The following is a 16,528-nucleotide window of genomic DNA, read 5'->3' as shown; positions in this document are numbered from 1 at the left end:
AGCGGGCGCCCCGGTCCTGCGAGCGCCCGCGAGGACGTCAGCGACTACGGCGCGGGAGGCAGGAGCTTGATGTCGCCCGCGGCGCTCGGCTGCTCGTTGTCACCGATGTTGTTGGTGTTGCCGTAGCCGAGCTGACCAAAGTTGCCCTGGCCCCAGCACCGCGCCTTGCCCGTGGAGAGCAGCGCGCAGGTGTGGGTTCCGGACGAGGCCGTCACCTGGTACGCGGTGGCGCCATCCAGGTCCACGGCCGGGCCCGGCGTGGACCGGAGCGCGGTTTTGCCGTCGCCGAGCTGGCCGGAGGCATTGGCGCCCCAGCACCGCACGCTGCCCGTGGAGAGCAGGGCGCAGGTGTGGGTGGAACCGGCGGAGATCTGCAATGCGCTGGTGCCCAGGTCGATGCTCCCGGAGTCCCTGAACAGGGAGTAATTGAGGGGCTGACCCGTGCCCAGCTGCCCTGAGGTATTGAGGCCCCAGCACCGCACGGCCCCCGTCTTCAGCAGGGCGCAGGTGTGGGTCCCACCGGCGGAGATTTGCGAGACCGGTCCGGCCGGCTCGAAGGGGGTCTGGCTGTTGGGCAGCTCGTTGTCGCCGATGTCGTTGAAGTGGACCTGGCCGAGCTGACCGTAGTTGTTGAAGCCCCAGCAGAGCATCTTGTCGTTGGAGAGCAGCGCGCAGGTGTGGTTGCCACCCGCGACGACATCCGTGGCGGTGACGCCGCCCAGGTTCACATCGCCCGCGCTCCAGGGCTGCTCGTCATCGCCGATGCTGTTGACGTGGCCGTAGCCCAGCTGGCCGTACTGGTTGCGGCCCCAGCAGCGCACCTTGCCCGTGGCCATCACCGCGCACGAGTGCTCCGCGCCCACCGCGATGCGCGTGGCCGGACCGCCCAGGTTGACGTAGCCGAAGCTGGCCACCGGCTCGCCGTCGCCCAGGTTCTGCGTGCTGTTGTAGCCGAGCTGTCCGAAGTTGTTCTGGCCCCAGCACCGCACCAGGCCCGTGTCCAGCACCACGCAGGAGTGGTTGCCACCCGCCGCGAGCTTCGTGGCCTTGCCGAGGAGCTTTACCGCGCCGGCCGTGTACGGCAGCTCGTTGTCGCCGATGTTCTGGGTGTTCTCGTAGCCCAGCTGACCGTAGGCCCCGTAGCCCCAGCACCGCACCGAGCCATCATTCAGCAAGGCACACGTGTGGGCGGTGCCGTTGCGGATGCTGTTGATGCCATCCAGCGGCCCTTCGGCGACGGGGTTGTCCGGGAACTGATCCGGGGTGAGCTTGTAGGTGAGCGTGGTGGTGCCGTTGTTGCCATCCGTCACGGCGAGCTTCAGGTCGCCCTGCACGGTGGTGGTGTAGTTCTGGAGCGTGGAGGGGTTGGTGTCCCCGGTGAACGCGGGCACGGGGTCGAAGGTGGTGCCCGTGGCGGGCGTGAAGCTCCACGCGTAGGTGAGCGCGTCCTGGGCACCGTCGTCACTCACGTCCGCCGTGAAGATGACGTTCTGCGTGTCGCGCACCCGCAGGCCGTTGAGGCCGTTGATGACGGGGTTGAAGAGGACGGCGACAGAGGTGTCGATGACGCCGCTGGAGGTCTCCGGAGGCTTCACCTTCGTGGTGAAGGTGGTGCTGATGGAGTGCCCGGCGGGGTTGGTCACCGTGACGGTGTGGGTGAAGACCGTCTCGGAAGACACCGTCGGGGGCGTGTACTGGGAGACGAAGGCGCCCGCGGTGTTCTGCAGCGTGATGGCACCGTTGAGCGGGGAGAAGCTTCCGCTGCCCGCGACGGCGGAGGTGATGGCGTAGCGCAGCGCTTCGCCATTCGTTGCTTCCACCGCGAAGGTGATGTTGCCCGACTGGGAGGAGGCGAACGCACTGGGGATGCTGATCTTTCGGATGCGAGGGAGGGAGATGACCGCGTTGTTGTTCGCGGGGGCCAGGGGGATGGTGACGGTCTCGAAGTCGAGGTTCAGCGTCGCGTCGAGCGAGCCGGAGAACAGGAGGTTCCCGGAGGCGTCGAGCGCGCGGGCGAAGAAGGTCAGTGCCTTGGCCTTGGGGAGGAAGGGCAGCTTCCCGGTCCACGCCCCGGCGGAGGTGAAGAGGTCGAAGTTCTTGAAGATGACGAGGCCACCAGCGCCCTGCTCGGAGACGTCGACGCGGATGCTGGCGACATCGGAGTAGGCGAAGGCCTGGGCGGAGACTCGGCCCTTCACGGCCTGGCTGAAGAGGTCCTGCGCGCCGATGGAGACGGTGACCTGGGACTGCGTCTGGTCCGCGGGGGCGGAGGGCTCCGGCGTACTCGAGCCAGAGCTACACGCGGCCATCCACGGCGAAGACAGGGACAGCAAGAGCGCGCCCAGCATGCCGCGCGACCGGAACCAACGAGGGGACGTTCGCTTCACTCGACACTCCTTGGGAAGACAGACAGGGAAAGAGCCAATGACTCACAGCGGGTACACGCCGGCCTCACGCGCTCCCGGCGGAGCCCGGAGACACGTTTCCCGTGCCGCGCTCGGAGCGAGCGCGGTCGGGGGACGGCATGGAAAACAGAGGGAATGGACAGGCCTACGCCGACCCGGGGGGACCTCCCGGCCCTCGGCGTATGTCTGGGCTACAGCTGGAGACGCAAATCACAGTGCCAGCGGGTGAAAAGACTGTCACGCCTTTTATTGGTTCCTGCGAAAGCGTGTCAATGTCTGGGTTTGCGCTGACTGGCGGGTGGAATGCGTGTCAGTCGCGGCGGACCCGCGCGGTGACAGGATTTGTCATCCCCCTCGGAACACCCCCTAAAGGAGCGAGTCTGTCGGGTGACGCACCGGGTTGATGAGTGGGAGGAATCAAGCAAGTCGCGGAAGCTTCGCGAAACACTGCAATGCTTTATGGCTTGCACGAAATCCGGAAAAGACAGTCATGGACCGGCGGCGGCACCCTGCTGGTCCCGGGGGACTCGGGTGGCCTGAGTCCCAGGGACCCGGTGCCGGCGCGGGCTCACACCGGCTGGTGGCCGTCGTCGTCGTCCTCGAGGTCGTCTCCCGGTGCCTCTTCATCCGGGCTGGCCAGCTCGTCCAGGTCCTCGACCAGGTCCTGGAGGGGCAGGGGTTCGTCATTCAGGTCCGGCGTCACGTCGTCGCCCTGGAGGAACGGCGGCGGGCCCTCCTGGCTCGCGGGCCCGGCGGCCTCGGACGTCATCGCGGCCTCCTCGGCGGTCAGCTCCTCCGGGTGCAGCCCTCCCTCCAGCAGCTCCGCCTGGTTGCGCCGGCCCGTGGCCTCCCGTGCCGCCTCCTCCACCTCCTCCGCCGCGGCCTGCCGCCCGTACGCGGGCACATGGGCCCGCAGCCACTCCCGCAGCGCGGAGGCCAGCTCCGCCGCCGTGCCGAAGCGGTCCGCCGGGGACTGGCGCAGCGCCCGCACCACGATGGCGCGCAGGCCCTCCGGCACCTCGCGCGCCATGCGCTCCACCTCCCCGGGCCCCACCAGCGCCATCCGCGCCGCTACCTCTGTCAGGGGCATCCACGTGGGCCCCTGCGCCTGCACCGGCGGCAGGTCTGGCGGGGGCGGAGGCGCCGCGTCCCCCTGGGCCAGCGGGTGCGTCCCCGTCAGCACCTCCAGCAGCACCAGCCCCAGCGAGAACAGGTCGCTCCTCGCGTCCACGGGCTCGCGCCGCAGCGCCTCCGGTGAGGCGTAGGCCACGTCTCCCTTCACCAGCGGACGGCTGGTGATCTCCCGCCCCGGCAGCGTGGAGAACGCGGCGGTGAAGTTCGTGAGCTTCACCTCGCCATGCACGCCCAGGCGCAGGTTCCGGGGGCTCACGTCCCGGTGCACGATGCCCAGCGGCCGGTTCCACTCGTCCCGCAGCGTGTGCGCGTGGTGCAGCGCCTCCGCCACCTCGGAGACGACCCACGCGCCGAAGGCCGGGGACATGGGCTTGCGCCGCATGGCCACCAGGTTGAGCACCGTGTCCAGGGACCGGCCCTCCACGTACTCCATCACCACGTGCGGCACGCCCCGGTACGCCTTCAGGTGGTAGACCTTCGCGATGCCCGGGTGGTTGAGCCGGAACGTCAGCTCCACCTCCTCCACCAGCCGCCGCCGCTCCACGAAGCCAGACGGGTTGCGCAGCCGCTTGATGACCACCGGGCCGCCCATCCCGCCCCGGTAGCGCCGCCGCGCCAGCATCAGCAGCTCCCCGGTGGAGCGCACCTCCAGCTTGCGCACGAACTCGAAGGCCGTGCCTCCCACCGTGAACAGCACGCGCGGCCGGCGGGGCATGCCGGGGTTCTCCTCCGTCGTCGTATCGGGCGTCTTCATGGCCTGTCTTCCTACCTCCCAGGTGGAGCGGGAATCGCTCCACCCCGCAGGTAGCACAAACCCTGTCGCGGGGAAAACCTCCAGGGTCGTGTGGTGGTCGGTCAACCCAGCGGGTTCATTCGCCCCGGCGCAATCCCAGACGCCGGAGCCACCGCTCCCACCGCCGCCGCCACGCCAGCCGCCGGGCCACCCACCAGGGCATGGGCGGGGGCAGGGGCGCCGCCAGCCCCAGCGACGGGCCGGGCGGAGGCGGCACGGGCGGCGTGGACGCGCTGGAGTGGGGCGCGGCGCCGGGGATGCGCCGCTCGTAGGCGCGGGCCCAGCGGCGCAGCTCCCGGGCCTCCTCGTTGCCGTCGAAGTACGCGTCGGATTCCTCCGTCACGGCCTCGTGGGGTGGCGGCGCGTTGAACAGCGGCATGTCCCAGCTGTCCGGGGCGCGCTCCAGCGCCGCGCTCAGGTCGGCGTAGAGGTCCGCGCCCATCTGGTAGCGCTGGCTGGCCTCCTGGCGCAGCAGCCGCTCGCAGATGTCATTGAGGGCGCGGGGCACGCGCGGGTTGATGGAGCGCGCGGAGCGCCCCTTGATGCTCTGGATTCCTCCCAGCAGCGCCGCGGCCGGCAGCTCCGGCGGATAGGGGAAGTCCCCGGTGAGCACCTGGAAGAGCGTGAGCCCCAGCGAATAGAGGTCATCCGTGGGCTGGTAGACGTAGCGGGACATGCCCTTGGGGTTGTTCAGCCAGTAGCGCAGCAATTCCGGGCTGCGGTAGCTGGGCGTGCCCGGCGGCGGCCGCCCGTCGGTGATGGACGGCGCGCAGGCGTGGTCGCTGGAGCCGAAGTCCACCAGCACCGGCCTCGCGTCCGACGCGCGCACGATGATGTTGCTGCCCTTGATGTCGCGGTGGCGCACGCCCGCGCGGTGGATGAAGTCCAGCGTCAGCGCCAGCTCCGAGAACAGCCGCGCCACCTGCCGCGCCGTGGGCTTCGCCTCCACCGCCCAGTCGGACAGCGTGGGACCCTCCACGTAGTCCATGACCAGGAACAGGTAGCCCGTGCGCGGGTTCGGCCAGCGGTGGTAGCCGCGCAACGCCACCACGTTGGGATGGGTCATGCGGTGCAGCACGCTCACCTCCTTGAGCGTGCGCGCGTCCACCTGCGAACCCTCCTCGGAGTCCTGCGGCCCCTGGAGCGCGAACTTCAGCGCCACGTGGAAGCCCCCGGTCTCCGCCAGGAACACGGTGCCGTAGCCCCCCGTGGCCAGGCGCTTCAACAGCCGGAAGCTGCCCACCACCTCCTGGGGCTGAAGGAGCAGCGGATGTCCTCCCTCCAGGCTCATCGCGGAGCGCCTCCTACGCGGAAGGAAAGCCCGAATGCTTCGGGACGTGGGGGGTTGAATCTCAGAGGGAGGGCGTGGCCGAGAGGATGCATTCGCGAAAGGAGCAATGGAACCTCCAGGGTCCATAGCATGGCGGACGCCCCTTGGGGTAGTGTTGGTGCCGTGTCAGGTAGGATGCCGGACACCTGACTTCATGGGAGACACGGTCCGGCCAGGGGTGGGTGAGCGGCAATGAACGAGGAGCTGGCCATCACGGTGGGCACCGCGGCGCGACAGGCCCGCGAGCGGCAGGGCCTGACCCAGGGCGACGTCGCCAGCCAGGTGGGCATCGCCATGGAGGTCTACAGCCGCATGGAGCGCGGGCGCGTGCTGCCCAGCTCCACCACCTTGCGCCGCATGTGCATGGTGTTGCGCATCCGCGCGGACACACTCCTGGGGTTGGACGGGCCCTCGCCCCCGGACGAGGCGCTCACGCTGGCCCTGGCGGACCGCGAGGAGGATTCGCCCTCCCTGCGCCGGCTGGTGCGCGCCCTGCGGCCCCTGGATGAAGAGGCGTTGAAGGCCATGGGGCTCATCATCCAGGGGGCGCTCGCGCTGCGTGAGCGCTGAGCGCCGGGCCCTCGAAAACTTGCGCCCCGGAGGAGAGATGCAAGGTTTTGCGCGTGCCCGCCCCGGTGAATGAAAAGCTGAACACGGTATTTGGAGCCGCCGCCCGAGACGCGCGGCTGCGCTTGGGTCTCACGCAGGCGGACGTGGCGGAGCGCGTGGGCATCGCCATGGAGGTCTACAGCCGCATGGAGCGCGGCCGCATGCTGCCCAGGGCTCAAACCCTGCGGCGGCTGTGCGACGTGCTGTCCGTGTCCGCGGACGCGCTCCTGGGCGTGGGGCCCGGCACCTCCCCGGTGCCGCCCCGGGCCTCGCCAGCCCAGGAGGACTCGCTGGAGCTGCGCCGCCTGGTGCGCACGCTGCGCGACCTGGAGCCCCGCCAGCTCAAGGCGGTGGCCCGCGTGGTGCGCACGGTGGTGTCCGTCATGCCCCCGAAGCCGGTGCCCGGGTCCTCGCCCGCTCCCGCGCCCCGGAAGAAGCCTCGGGCCACCCGCAAGCGACGCGCCGGTTAGCGCGTCGCCATGCGCAGACAAATCCTCCCGGGCTGCAACCGGATGTCCGCCCGCCTGTCCTCCTGAGCCAGGGGCCGGGCCTTCGGGTGGGGCCCTCTCCCCAATGGCAGACAAGTACGCCATCAGGTTCTCCCCCCAGGGCGAGCGCATCATCCTGTCCCTCACCCGCGAGGCCGGCGTCCTGCGCGTGGGCGTGCACCCGCTGCTCCTTCGACCTGCCGGAGTGCGAATCCGAGCCCGAAGTCGCCTGACGGACATCCACTTCCGCCTGCCTTCCGTACCGCGATCCAAACCCCTCTTCCTGGAGCACTCCCTCCCATGGCGAAAATCGAGAAGGTCCTGCTCGTGGACGATGAGGACGACATCCGCACCATCGGGCAGCTGAGCCTGAGCCGTGTGGGGGGATGGAAGACGGTGCTCGCGTCCTCTGGCGCGGAGGCCCTGGAGAAGGCGGGCCAGGAGGGCCCCGACCTCATCCTCCTGGACGTGATGATGCCCGGCATGGACGGGCCCACCACCTTCGGCCGGCTGCGCGCCCAGCCCGCCACCGCGAACACGCCCATCATCTTCATGACCGCCAAGGTCCAGAAGCAGGAGGTGGCGCGCTACCTGGAGCTGGGCGCGGTGGGCGTCATCGGCAAGCCGTTCGACCCCATGACCCTGCCGCAGGAAATCCGCCGCCTGGTGCCCTGATGGAACCCCGCCTGTCCAAACGCTCCGCCGCGCTGGCCGCCGGCGCCCTGGTGCTGCTGTGTGCCCTGTTCATCCTGGGCCGCCCGGGCTCCACCGCCGACCACGACCACTACCGCACCCGGCTGCGGCAGCTGCGCGTGGCCACGTCGGAGCTGGAACAGGACGTGCTGCGCCAGCGCGTGGGCATGGCGCAGCTGCACGGCTCCTCCGACCAGGACTTCGACGCGCTGGCCGCCCGCGCCCAGCAGCTGCGCTCCGCGCCCGGCTTCCTCCCGGCGGAGGGGATGCGCTCGCTCAACGCCTCCCTGGACACGTACCTGCGCGTGCTGGAGGGCTCGCGCGCGATCCTGGCTGCGGCCCGCGAGAAGGATCAGCAGCTCGCTGGCCTGCGCGAGGCCTACCCCGGCGTCGTCGCCGCCACCGCCGCCTCGCTGCCCCAGGGCCCGCCCCGCGCGCACGTGGAGGCGATGGACGTGGACGTGCTGCTCGCCTCGCGCGCTCCGGGAGAGGCGTCGGGGGCCCGCGTGGAGGCCTCGCTGGCGCGGCTGGCCCGGGCGCGTGAGCAGCAGCCGCTGCCCGCCCCCGCGCTCGCCGCGCTGGACACCCTGGAGGCCCGCACGCGGGAGCTGCTGGCGCTCCAGCGCGCGACGGACGCGTCCTTCCAGGCGCTGCTGGACCACGGCGCCACCGGCGAGGCCGAGCGCCTCATCACCACGTACCTCCAGCTCCAGGAGCAGTCCCAGTCCCGCGCGGAGCGCACGCGCATCGTCCTCTTCGGCGTGTGCCTGCTGCTGGTGGTCTACGTGCTCGTCGTGCTGGTGCGGCTGGCGCGGGCGTCCGCGGCGCTGGGCGAGCTCAACCGGGGGCTGGAGGAGCGCGTGGCGGAGCGCACCCAGGCCCTGTCCGCCGCGAGCGCGGAGGCGCGGGCCAGCGACGCGCGCAAGGCGGCCATCCTGGAGGCGTCGCCGGACGGCATCGTGGTGCTGGACGAGTCCGGCCGCGTCGCGGAGTTCAACCCCGCGGCGGCGTCCCACTTCCGCCTGCCGTCCGCGCGGGCGGTGGGCGCGGACTTCCTGTCGCTGGCGCTGCCCGCGTCGCTGCCGGCCTCGCAGCGGGAGGCCGTCCACGCCGCGCTCCTCCAGGAGAACGGCGCGGCGCGCCTGGAATCGCCGTGCCTGCGCGCGGACGGCGACGTGTTCCCCGCGGAGCTCACCTTCGCGCGCGTGCACGCGGATGGTCCGCCGCGCACCACCGTCTTCGTGCGCGACCTCACGGAGCGCAAGGCCGTGGAGCGGATGAAGAACGAGTTCATCTCCACCGTGAGCCACGAGCTGCGCACGCCGCTCACCTCCATCCGCGGCTCGCTGGGCCTGCTGGAGAACGGCATCGTGGGGGAGCTGCCCTCGCAGGCGCTGGACATGGTGCGCATCGCGCGCACCAACACCGAACGGCTCATCCGCCTCATCAACGACATCCTGGACCTGGAGAAGATGGAGTCCGGGATGCTGGAGCTGAAGCTCCAGCCGCAGACGGCGCAGGACCTGGTGGAGGCCACGCTCGCGGGCGTGCAGGGCATGGCGGAGGCGGCGCACGTCACCCTGCGCTCGGACGTGGAGGGCGCGCCGCAGGTGAAGGGCGACCGCGACCGGCTCATCCAGGTGCTCACCAACCTGGTCTCCAACGCCATCAAGTTCTCCCCCCAGGGCGCCTCCGTGGTGGTGGCGGCCGGCCTCACGGCGGACGGCCGGGTGCGCTTCAGCGTCACGGACCAGGGCTCCGGCATCCCGGAGGAGAAGCTCCCCCGCCTCTTCGGCCGCTTCCAGCAGCTGGACGCGTCCGACACCCGCTCCAAGGGCGGCACCGGCCTGGGGCTGGCCATCTCGCAGGCCATCGTGGAGCAGCACGGCGGCCGCATCGACGTGAGCAGTCCCCCGGGCCAGGGCGCCACCTTCCACTTCACCCTGGAGGCCCTGCGCGTCGCCGCGCCGGGCGCCACCGCGGCGCTGCCCACGGACGAGTCGCGCCACAACGTGCTCATCGTCACCGCGGACGCGGACCTGTCCACCCTCCTGCGCGGCCTGCTGTCGCATGAGGGCTACCGGGTGGTGCGCGCCGCCACGCTCTCGGAGGCCGCGCAGGCGGTGGAGCACGCGCTGCCGGACGCGCTGGTGGTGGACACGCAGATGCCGGACGGCCCCGTGCTGGACTGGGTGCGCCGCCTGCGGGAACAGCCGCGCACGCGCGAGCTGCCCGTGCTGGCCCTGGCCGGGCGCTCGCACGCGGGGGTGAAGGACGCGGGCACGGCGCTGCTGGTGGACTGGCTGCCCACGCCGGTGGACGAAACCCGGTTGCTGAAGACACTGCGTTACGCCATGCGCCAGCCGGGCCAGGCGCGCGTGCTGGTGGTGGATGACGACGCCACCACGCGCCGGGTGCTGTGCGCGCAGTTCGAACGGCTGGGCGCGCTGTGCATCGAAGCGGCGGACGGGGAGAGCGCGGTGGCGCTCGCGCGCGACACGCCCCCGGACCTCATCGTGCTGGACGTGGGGCTGCCGCGGCTGGACGGCTTCGAGGTGGTGGACATCCTGCGCCAGGGCAAGGGCCGCGCCACGCCGCTCATCGTCTTCACCGGCCGCGAGCTGTCGCGCACCGACCAGCGCCAGCTCACCCTGGGCATCACCCGGCACCTGACGAAGGCCCGCGCTTCCGAAGAAGAGCTGCTGGCCTCCGTGCGGGAGCTGCTCAACGGACTGCTGGCCCGCCGTGACGCCGCGGCCGAGCCCCGAAAGGCGCTGCCATGAGCCCCGCGCGCAATCACAAGACGCTCCTCTTCCTGGAGGACGACCGCGACCTCCAGGCCCTGGTCTGCACCTTCCTGCGGGACCGGGGCTACCAGGTGACCCCCGCGCGCACCGCCGCCGAGGCGCGCGAGGTGCTCCAATCCAAGCCGGTGGACGCCGCCATCGTGGACGGCCTGCTGCCGGGCATGACGGGCGCGGACTTCATCCGGGAGCTGCGCAAGACGAAGCCGGACCTGCCGGTGCTCTTCGCGTCCGCCTTCTGGAAGGACCTGAAGAGCCATGAGCTGCTCACGCGCCAGCTGGGCGTGGCGCGCGTGGTGCACAAGCCCTACCGGCCGGAGGAGCTGGCGGTGTGGCTGGAGCAGCTCTTCGCGGTGGCACGGCCGCCCCCTCCGCGGGAGTCCCTGGACGAGGAGGACGCGGAGCCTGTGGATGACTTCGCGGCCAGCCTGGCCCTCCTGAGCGCGGACTACGGCGCGAAGCTGCCGGAGCGGCTGGCCACGCTCCAGGCCCTGCTCGGCAAGGGACGCCACGGCGACGCGGCGGCCATGGAGGAGGCCTACAGCGTCGTGCACAAGCTGCACGGCACCGCGGGCAGCTACGGCTTCCGCGACGTGAGCATCACGGCGGGCGCGCTGGAGGACGTGCTCCGTCCGGTGAAGACCGGGGGCACGCTGGACTGGGCCCGGGTGGACGCGGGCTTCCGCGCGCTGGAGGACCGGGTGTCGCTGCCGGTCCTCGCCCCGGAGCCGGAGCCGGAGGAGGCCGTCGTCGCCGCCATGGGCACGCTGCTCGTGGTGGACGAGGACGCGGCCGTGCTCGCGGACGCGCGCCGGATGGGCGAGCGCGAAGGCGTGCGCGTGGTGACGGCCGCCACGCCCCAGGAGGCCTGCGCCGCAGTGGAGCGGCAGTGGGTGGACGGGGCGCTCCTGCACATGGGCGAGGCGGGGCTCGCCACCGCGAGCGCGCTCCGCGCGATGGAGGGCCACCAGTCCCTGCCCCTGGCCTTCTCCAGCACGAGCGGAGTCCTGCAGGAGCGCGTGAACGCGGCGCACGCGGGCGCGTCGCTGTTCCTGCCCCGGCCCTTCACCCAGCAGGACTTCGCCACCGCGGCGGAGCGGCTGGTGGCCACGCGCCGGCTGGAGCGTGCGAAGGTGATGGTGGTGGATGACGACCCGGAGGCGGTGCGCGCCCTCTCCCAGGCGCTGGTGAGCGACGCCGTGGAGGTCGTGGGGCTGGAGAACGCCTACGGCCTCTTGGACGCGCTCGCGCAGCACCGCCCGGACCTGCTGCTCCTGGACGTGCAGATGCCCGGGCCCAGCGGGTTTGATTTGTGCCGCATCCTGCGCCTGGCGCCGGAGTGGCAGGAGCTGCCCATCCTGCTCATCACCGCGCAGGTGGGGCTGGAGTTCCGGCTGGCCGCGTTCCAGGCCGGCGCGGACGACTACCTGGCCAAGCCCGTGCTGAAGGAGGAGCTGCGCGCCCGCGTGCACGCGCGGCTGGAGCGGGCGCGGCTGTCGCGCGAGCGCACGGAGCGAGACGCGCTCACCGGCCTGATGCTGCGCCGTCCCTTCGTGGAGGCGGTGGGCACGCGGCTGTCGGAGGCGCGCCGGAGCGACAAGCCGCTGGCGCTGTGCTTCCTGGACGTGGACCACTTCAAGAAGGTGAACGACCAGCACGGCCACCTCGCGGGGGACCGCGTGCTGATGCGGCTGGGACGGCTGTTGGGGGCGCGCTTCCGCCGTGAGGACCTGCGCGCCCGCTGGGGCGGCGAGGAGTTCGTCGTCGCGCTGCTGGGCGAGACGCCGGAGAGCGCGAAGGAGATCCTCTCCCGCACGGCGGAGGAGCTGTCCGCGATGACCTTCGAAGGCGATACGGGAGACACCTTCCACGTCACCTTCAGCGCGGGGCTCGCGGTGGCGCCGGGTGACGGCACCACCCTGGACGAGCTGCTGCGCGTCGCCGACGCCCGGCTCTACCGGGCGAAGGAGAACGGCCGCAATCGCATCGAAGCGGAGTGACGCCCGCGCGTCACGGCTCCGCCAGCACCAGCAGCCCGCGCGACAGGTCCACGACGTACACGTGCCCGTCGCCCGGCACGCGGATGCCGATGGCTCCCTGGTAGAGGCTGTCGGTGCTGCGCGGGTGCGCTTCCTGGAAGGAGTCGAAGGCGGCGATCTCCTTCGGCTGCTCGGGCCGGGACACGTCGAAGACGCGCACGCCCTCGTGGTACCAGGCCACGTAGAGCCGCGTGCCCACCAGCACCATGTTGTGGATGGACGTCTGCGGGCGCTTCTTCACCTCGCCGATGAGGCGGATCTTCGCCGGGTCGGTGACGTCCAGCACGCGCAGGTGCGCGCCGAAGCGCTCGCCGCCCTCGAAGGCGATGGTGCGCCCGTTGATGGTGCCCACCGCGTTCGCGTGGCTGTACTGGCCGTCGAAGGCATACCTGCCCAGCACGGGTGTCTCGTCCGGGCGGGTGACGTCCATGACGACGTAGCCGGTGCGCGTGTGGTTGACGTAGAGCCGGTCCTGGTAGGCGAACGCGTCGTGCGGGTAGCTGACGCCCGCCTCTCGCGGCACGGAGATGCGGCTGAGCAGCTGGGGCTCCAGCGGCGAGGCCACGTCGAACAGCAGCGTCTCCCCGTTGGGGGACGGGGACATGGCGTACAGCCGGTCGCCGTCCACGAACACGGTGTGCACGTCGATGGCGCCGCCGGGCAGCGCGCGCACGTACTGGGGGCTGGCCGGGTTGGAGATGTCGTAGACGATGACGCCGGAGTCGGCGCTGGCGACGTAGAGCGCGTCGCCCTTGGCCCAGACGCCGTTCCAGTAGTTGTCATTGGGCAGGCTCACGCGGGTGACGAGCGTGGGGTGGGCCGGGTCCGCCACGTTGAAGACGTTCAGGCCTCCGGCCTCCTTCGTGCCCCGCGGCAGGGACACCACGTAGGCGTGGCCCTTGGTGACATAGACGTCCACGGGGTCTCCCTCCGGGATGGCGGACTCGGAGACGAGGCGCATGTCCCTGGCGCCGGTGGACTCTTCCTGGTTCAGGTTCATCCGCTGGGCGTGGAAGGTGCCGGAGTAGTCCGGCACGCCGTCGGTGCAGCGCACGAAGCAGCCGGTGATGTGGCCGGGCGCCGGCACGCGGCAGCCCGCGAGCGCGTACCGCTGCAACCGGAGCTGGGAGTTCATGATCTCCCCGGTGATGAAGAACCCCTGGGGGCCCACCTCGTTGCGCACCAGGGGGTCGCCCAGGAAGCTGGGGGTGGTGTCCAGGCGGAAGCCCGTGCCGAACGCGCTCGTGGCGTTGTAGCGGAAGATGGCCTGGTAGACGCCGGAGGGCTCCAGGGCACCCACCGCCTTCAGGTCACAGCCGGTCAGTTTGAAGCTGGCCGGGTCGGAGCAGTTCGCGCTCGGCTTCGCGTAGCTCGCGTCCATGCAGGGCTCGTTGGGGACCACGTCGATGTAGTCGGTGCGCTCGACGGGGGGCTTCGGAGCCGGCTCCGACGGCCCCGGTACGGAGTCATTGTGGCTACAGCCGGACAGGGACAGGGCGCAGGCGAACAGGCCCGTGCCCAGAATGCGAAGGGAAGACGTCATGGGATGGAGGCTCCTGCGCGGAAGCTTCGCGGTCCACGGCCGACTCGAAGCGCGCGGGAAGTCTAGCGCACGGCCCGAAGCGGATGCGCGAGCCCCCCAGCGGCGCTAGAAGCCCGCCATGCACCCACGCCGCCCGGACATCGAAGCCGCGCTCACGGACCTGCGCACCCGCTTCCCCGGGGGGAAGGTGGTGGACCACTGGAGCAGTGAGCCTCCCTGGCCCACGCCGGAGCAGCAGCGCCTGAGGGACGCATGGCTCGACAGCATGGCGGAGGCGCTGACGCAGCAGGACTTCGTGCCCATCTCCATCCCCGAGGCGCGGATCACCTCGTGACCGGGGACCTGGAAGTGGACCTGCTGGTGCCGTCCGGCTCGGATGGCTCGCTGGCCGTTGGCGGGGAGGTCCGTGCCCGCCTGCGGCTGGAGAGCTCCACGGCCGATGAGGAGGCGCGGCGCTGGCTGGAGCCACTGCCGTCCAACAAGGTCCTCGATAACTTCTGGGCGCTGTGCCGGGAGGTGGGCAGCGGCCGGACGAAGGTGCGGCCCCCTCCGTAGGGGCCGGATAGGCTCGCGCACGTCATGGCCCTCACGCGTCTGGACATCGCAGGCTACCGCTCCGTGCGTCAGCTCCACCTGGAGCTGGGGCCGGTGACCGTGGTGGTGGGGCCCAACGGCAGCGGCAAGACGAACCTGTACCGAGCGCTGTACCTGCTCGCGGCGGCGGCGGAAGGCCGGCTCGCGCGCACGCTGGCGGACGAGGGCGGCACCCCGAGCGTGATGTGGGCAGGCCCCCGCGACGCCAAGAAGCCGGTGCGGCTGCGCGTGACGGTGGACCTGGACGACCTCACCTACGAGCTGCAATGCGGCCTGGTGCCCGGGCCTCCGCCCCCGACGATGTTCACCCTGGATCCGGAGGTGAAGGAGGAGCACCTCTGGGCGCACTCCGGAGGCCGGCGTCTGGTGTTGATGGAGCGCAAGGACCGCACGGCCTTCATCCGCGACGCGGACGGCAAGCGCATCACGTTCCCCACGGAGCTGTGGGGTGCGGAGTCGGTGATGGATCAGCTCGCCGAACCGCACCGCTTCCCCAGACTGGGCGAGGTCCAGCGCACGCTGAGCGCGTGGCGCTTCTACCACCACTTCCGCACGGACCCGGACGCGCTGCCCCGGCACCCGCAGGTGGGCGTGCGCACGCCGGTGCTCGCGTCGGACGGGCGCGACCTCGCGGCGGCGCTCCAGACCATCTGGGAGATTGGCGACGAGCGCGCCCTGGAGCAGGGCATCGACGACGCCTTCCCCGGAGCGAGACTGGAGATTCGAGCGGAGAACGGCCGCTTCAGCCTCTTCCTGCACATGCCCGGCCTGTCGAGGCCCATGTCCGCGCCGGAGCTGTCGGACGGAACGCTGCGCTACCTGTGCCTGCTGGCGGCGCTGCTCAGTCCCAGGCCGCCGCCGTTCCTCGCGCTGAACGAACCGGAGACCAGCCTGCACCCGGACCTGCTGGAGCCGCTGGGCCGGCTCATCGTGCGCGCCTCCGAATACAGCCAGGTCTGGGTGACGACGCACGCGGAGGCCCTGGCGCGAGTCATCGCGGACAAGACGGGCACCTCGCCCGTGCACCTGGAGAAGCAGCTGGGCGCGACGACGGTGAAGCGGAACTGGAACGACGAATGACCCCCGGCCTCTACCTCACGCACAAGCCCGTGGGCGCCACCAGCTTCACCACCGTCCGAGCCTTCCAGGAGGAAGCGCAGGCGACGAGGCCCGGCCGCCGCACGGCGCTGGTCCACGGCGGCACGTTGGATCCGTTCGCGGAAGGGCTGCTGCTGATGCTGGTGGGCCCGGCCACCCACCTCTTCGAACACCTGCACGCGGCGCCCAAGGTCTACGAGGCCCGCGTGGAGTGGGGCACGGAGACGGACACCGGAGACCTGCACGGCCGCCCCGTGCACCAGGGAGACGCGACCGCGCTCACCCCCGAGCGCCTTGATGAAGCACTGCGCCCGTTCCTCGGCTGGACTGAACAGGTGCCCCCCGCCACCAGCGCGAAGAAGCTCGGCGGAGAGCCCGCCTACCGCAAGGCCCACCGGGGCGAAGCCGTGGACCTGCCTCCCTCGCGCGTGTATCTGCACACCGCGCGCTGGCTGTCGCACGACCTGCCCAAAGCCAGCATGTTGGAGCTCACCTGCCGGGGCGGCTACTACGTCCGCTCGCTGGCCCGGGACCTGGGACGCGCACTCGGCTGCGGCGCGCACCTCTCCGCGCTGAAGCGCACGGCCATCGGTCCGTGGAAGGACCCCGGCCCCGGCGCTCGCATCGAACGGCACGGCCGCGACCTGCTCCCCTGGACGCATTCGCGAGCGCTCACGGACCAGGACGTGGGCGCCCTGCGCCAGGGCCAGTCCATCGCCGCCACGCCGCTCCAGCCCCCGGACTGGCGCCTGCCCCCGGGCTACCCGGAGCCCCCGGGCCCGGTGCGGGGCTTCCATCAGGGGAAGCTGACCTTCCTGCTCACCCCCAGGGACGGAGCCCTCTGGCCCGAGACAGAGCTGCGCGGCGGCGTCTAACCCCCTTCAGGGAAGTTGGGTAAGGGACCGGCGGTTGCTCCATGGAGGGGGCGCTTCCATGGCGTGGCAGCCGAGGCATTGGACGGCCCAGCAACTGGAGGAGCGGCGGCTTGCGGCCGGACG

General features: G+C 71.4%; 13 protein-coding genes. 9 read left to right on the top strand and 4 right to left on the bottom strand.

Translation table 11 applies throughout. From position 1 onward, the window contains the following. Window positions 1-44 precede the first annotated feature (44 nt). The 3 genes from D7V80_RS26060 to D7V80_RS26050 form a co-directional block, all read right to left on the bottom strand. Window positions 45-2,348, bottom strand: a complete 2,304-nt coding sequence (locus D7V80_RS26060) for an RTX toxin (RefSeq protein WP_120590734.1) — start codon at window positions 2,346-2,348, stop codon at window positions 45-47. Between the two features lie 625 nt (window positions 2,349-2,973). Further along, the gene (locus D7V80_RS26055; protein WP_120590733.1) at window positions 2,974-4,293 is read right to left on the bottom strand and encodes a serine/threonine-protein kinase; all 1,320 of its coding nucleotides are present in this window, start codon (window positions 4,291-4,293) and stop codon (window positions 2,974-2,976) included. Window positions 4,294-4,408: 115 nt separating this feature from the next. Then, the gene (locus tag D7V80_RS26050) at window positions 4,409-5,623 is read right to left on the bottom strand and encodes a serine/threonine-protein kinase (RefSeq protein ID WP_120590732.1); all 1,215 of its coding nucleotides are present in this window, start codon (window positions 5,621-5,623) and stop codon (window positions 4,409-4,411) included. 231 nt (window positions 5,624-5,854) lie between these two features. Between D7V80_RS26050 and D7V80_RS26045 the strand changes: the two genes are divergently transcribed. From D7V80_RS26045 to D7V80_RS26025, 5 genes are all read left to right on the top strand, one after another. Continuing rightward, window positions 5,855-6,232: a helix-turn-helix domain-containing protein gene (locus D7V80_RS26045; RefSeq protein WP_120590731.1), complete on the top strand. Its 378-nt coding sequence runs from the start codon at window positions 5,855-5,857 to the stop codon at window positions 6,230-6,232. A gap of 53 nt (window positions 6,233-6,285) precedes the next feature. Next, window positions 6,286-6,741: a helix-turn-helix domain-containing protein gene (locus D7V80_RS26040; protein WP_233585725.1), complete on the top strand. Its 456-nt coding sequence runs from the start codon at window positions 6,286-6,288 to the stop codon at window positions 6,739-6,741. 318 nt (window positions 6,742-7,059) lie between these two features. Beyond that, window positions 7,060-7,434 (top strand): response regulator, encoded by a 375-nt coding sequence (locus tag D7V80_RS26035; protein ID WP_014400722.1) that lies wholly within the window; start codon window positions 7,060-7,062, stop codon window positions 7,432-7,434. After that, complete coding sequence (locus tag D7V80_RS26030) at window positions 7,434-10,235, top strand: ATP-binding protein (RefSeq protein WP_120590729.1); 2,802 nt, start codon at window positions 7,434-7,436, stop codon at window positions 10,233-10,235. The genes D7V80_RS26035 and D7V80_RS26030 overlap by 1 nt, the downstream gene beginning before the upstream one ends. Beyond that, on the top strand, window positions 10,232-12,256 hold the full coding sequence (locus tag D7V80_RS26025) for a response regulator (protein WP_120590728.1): 2,025 nt from the start codon (window positions 10,232-10,234) through the stop codon (window positions 12,254-12,256). The genes D7V80_RS26030 and D7V80_RS26025 overlap by 4 nt, the downstream gene beginning before the upstream one ends. Before the next feature lie 10 nt (window positions 12,257-12,266). Here the strand turns inward: D7V80_RS26025 and D7V80_RS26020 are convergent, their stop codons facing one another. Continuing rightward, window positions 12,267-13,838 carry an LVIVD repeat-containing protein gene (locus tag D7V80_RS26020; protein WP_120590727.1) on the bottom strand — a complete coding sequence of 524 codons (1,572 nt, stop codon included), beginning with the start codon at window positions 13,836-13,838 and terminating at the stop codon, window positions 12,267-12,269. Window positions 13,839-13,956: 118 nt separating this feature from the next. Between D7V80_RS26020 and D7V80_RS26015 the strand changes: the two genes are divergently transcribed. From D7V80_RS26015 to truB, 4 genes are read left to right on the top strand one after another with little or no spacing between them, the layout of a single operon-like run. Next, window positions 13,957-14,172: a hypothetical protein gene (locus D7V80_RS26015; protein ID WP_120590726.1), complete on the top strand. Its 216-nt coding sequence runs from the start codon at window positions 13,957-13,959 to the stop codon at window positions 14,170-14,172. Then, complete coding sequence (locus D7V80_RS26010; protein ID WP_120590725.1) at window positions 14,169-14,393, top strand: hypothetical protein; 225 nt, start codon at window positions 14,169-14,171, stop codon at window positions 14,391-14,393. Before D7V80_RS26015 ends, D7V80_RS26010 begins: the two co-directional genes overlap by 4 nt. Window positions 14,394-14,417: 24 nt before the next feature. Continuing rightward, on the top strand, window positions 14,418-15,512 hold the full coding sequence (locus D7V80_RS26005; protein WP_120590724.1) for an AAA family ATPase: 1,095 nt from the start codon (window positions 14,418-14,420) through the stop codon (window positions 15,510-15,512). After that, complete coding sequence (truB, locus tag D7V80_RS26000) at window positions 15,509-16,405, top strand: tRNA pseudouridine(55) synthase TruB (protein WP_199738856.1); 897 nt, start codon at window positions 15,509-15,511, stop codon at window positions 16,403-16,405. The genes D7V80_RS26005 and truB overlap by 4 nt, the downstream gene beginning before the upstream one ends. Window positions 16,406-16,528 lie beyond the last annotated feature (123 nt).

It is taken from the genome of Corallococcus sp. CA054B (assembly GCF_003611625.1).
GTDB classification, from domain to species: Bacteria; Myxococcota; Myxococcia; order Myxococcales; family Myxococcaceae; genus Corallococcus; species Corallococcus coralloides.
Note: the sequence above shows the minus strand (reverse complement) of the source record. Positions and strands in the feature narration are given on the sequence as shown.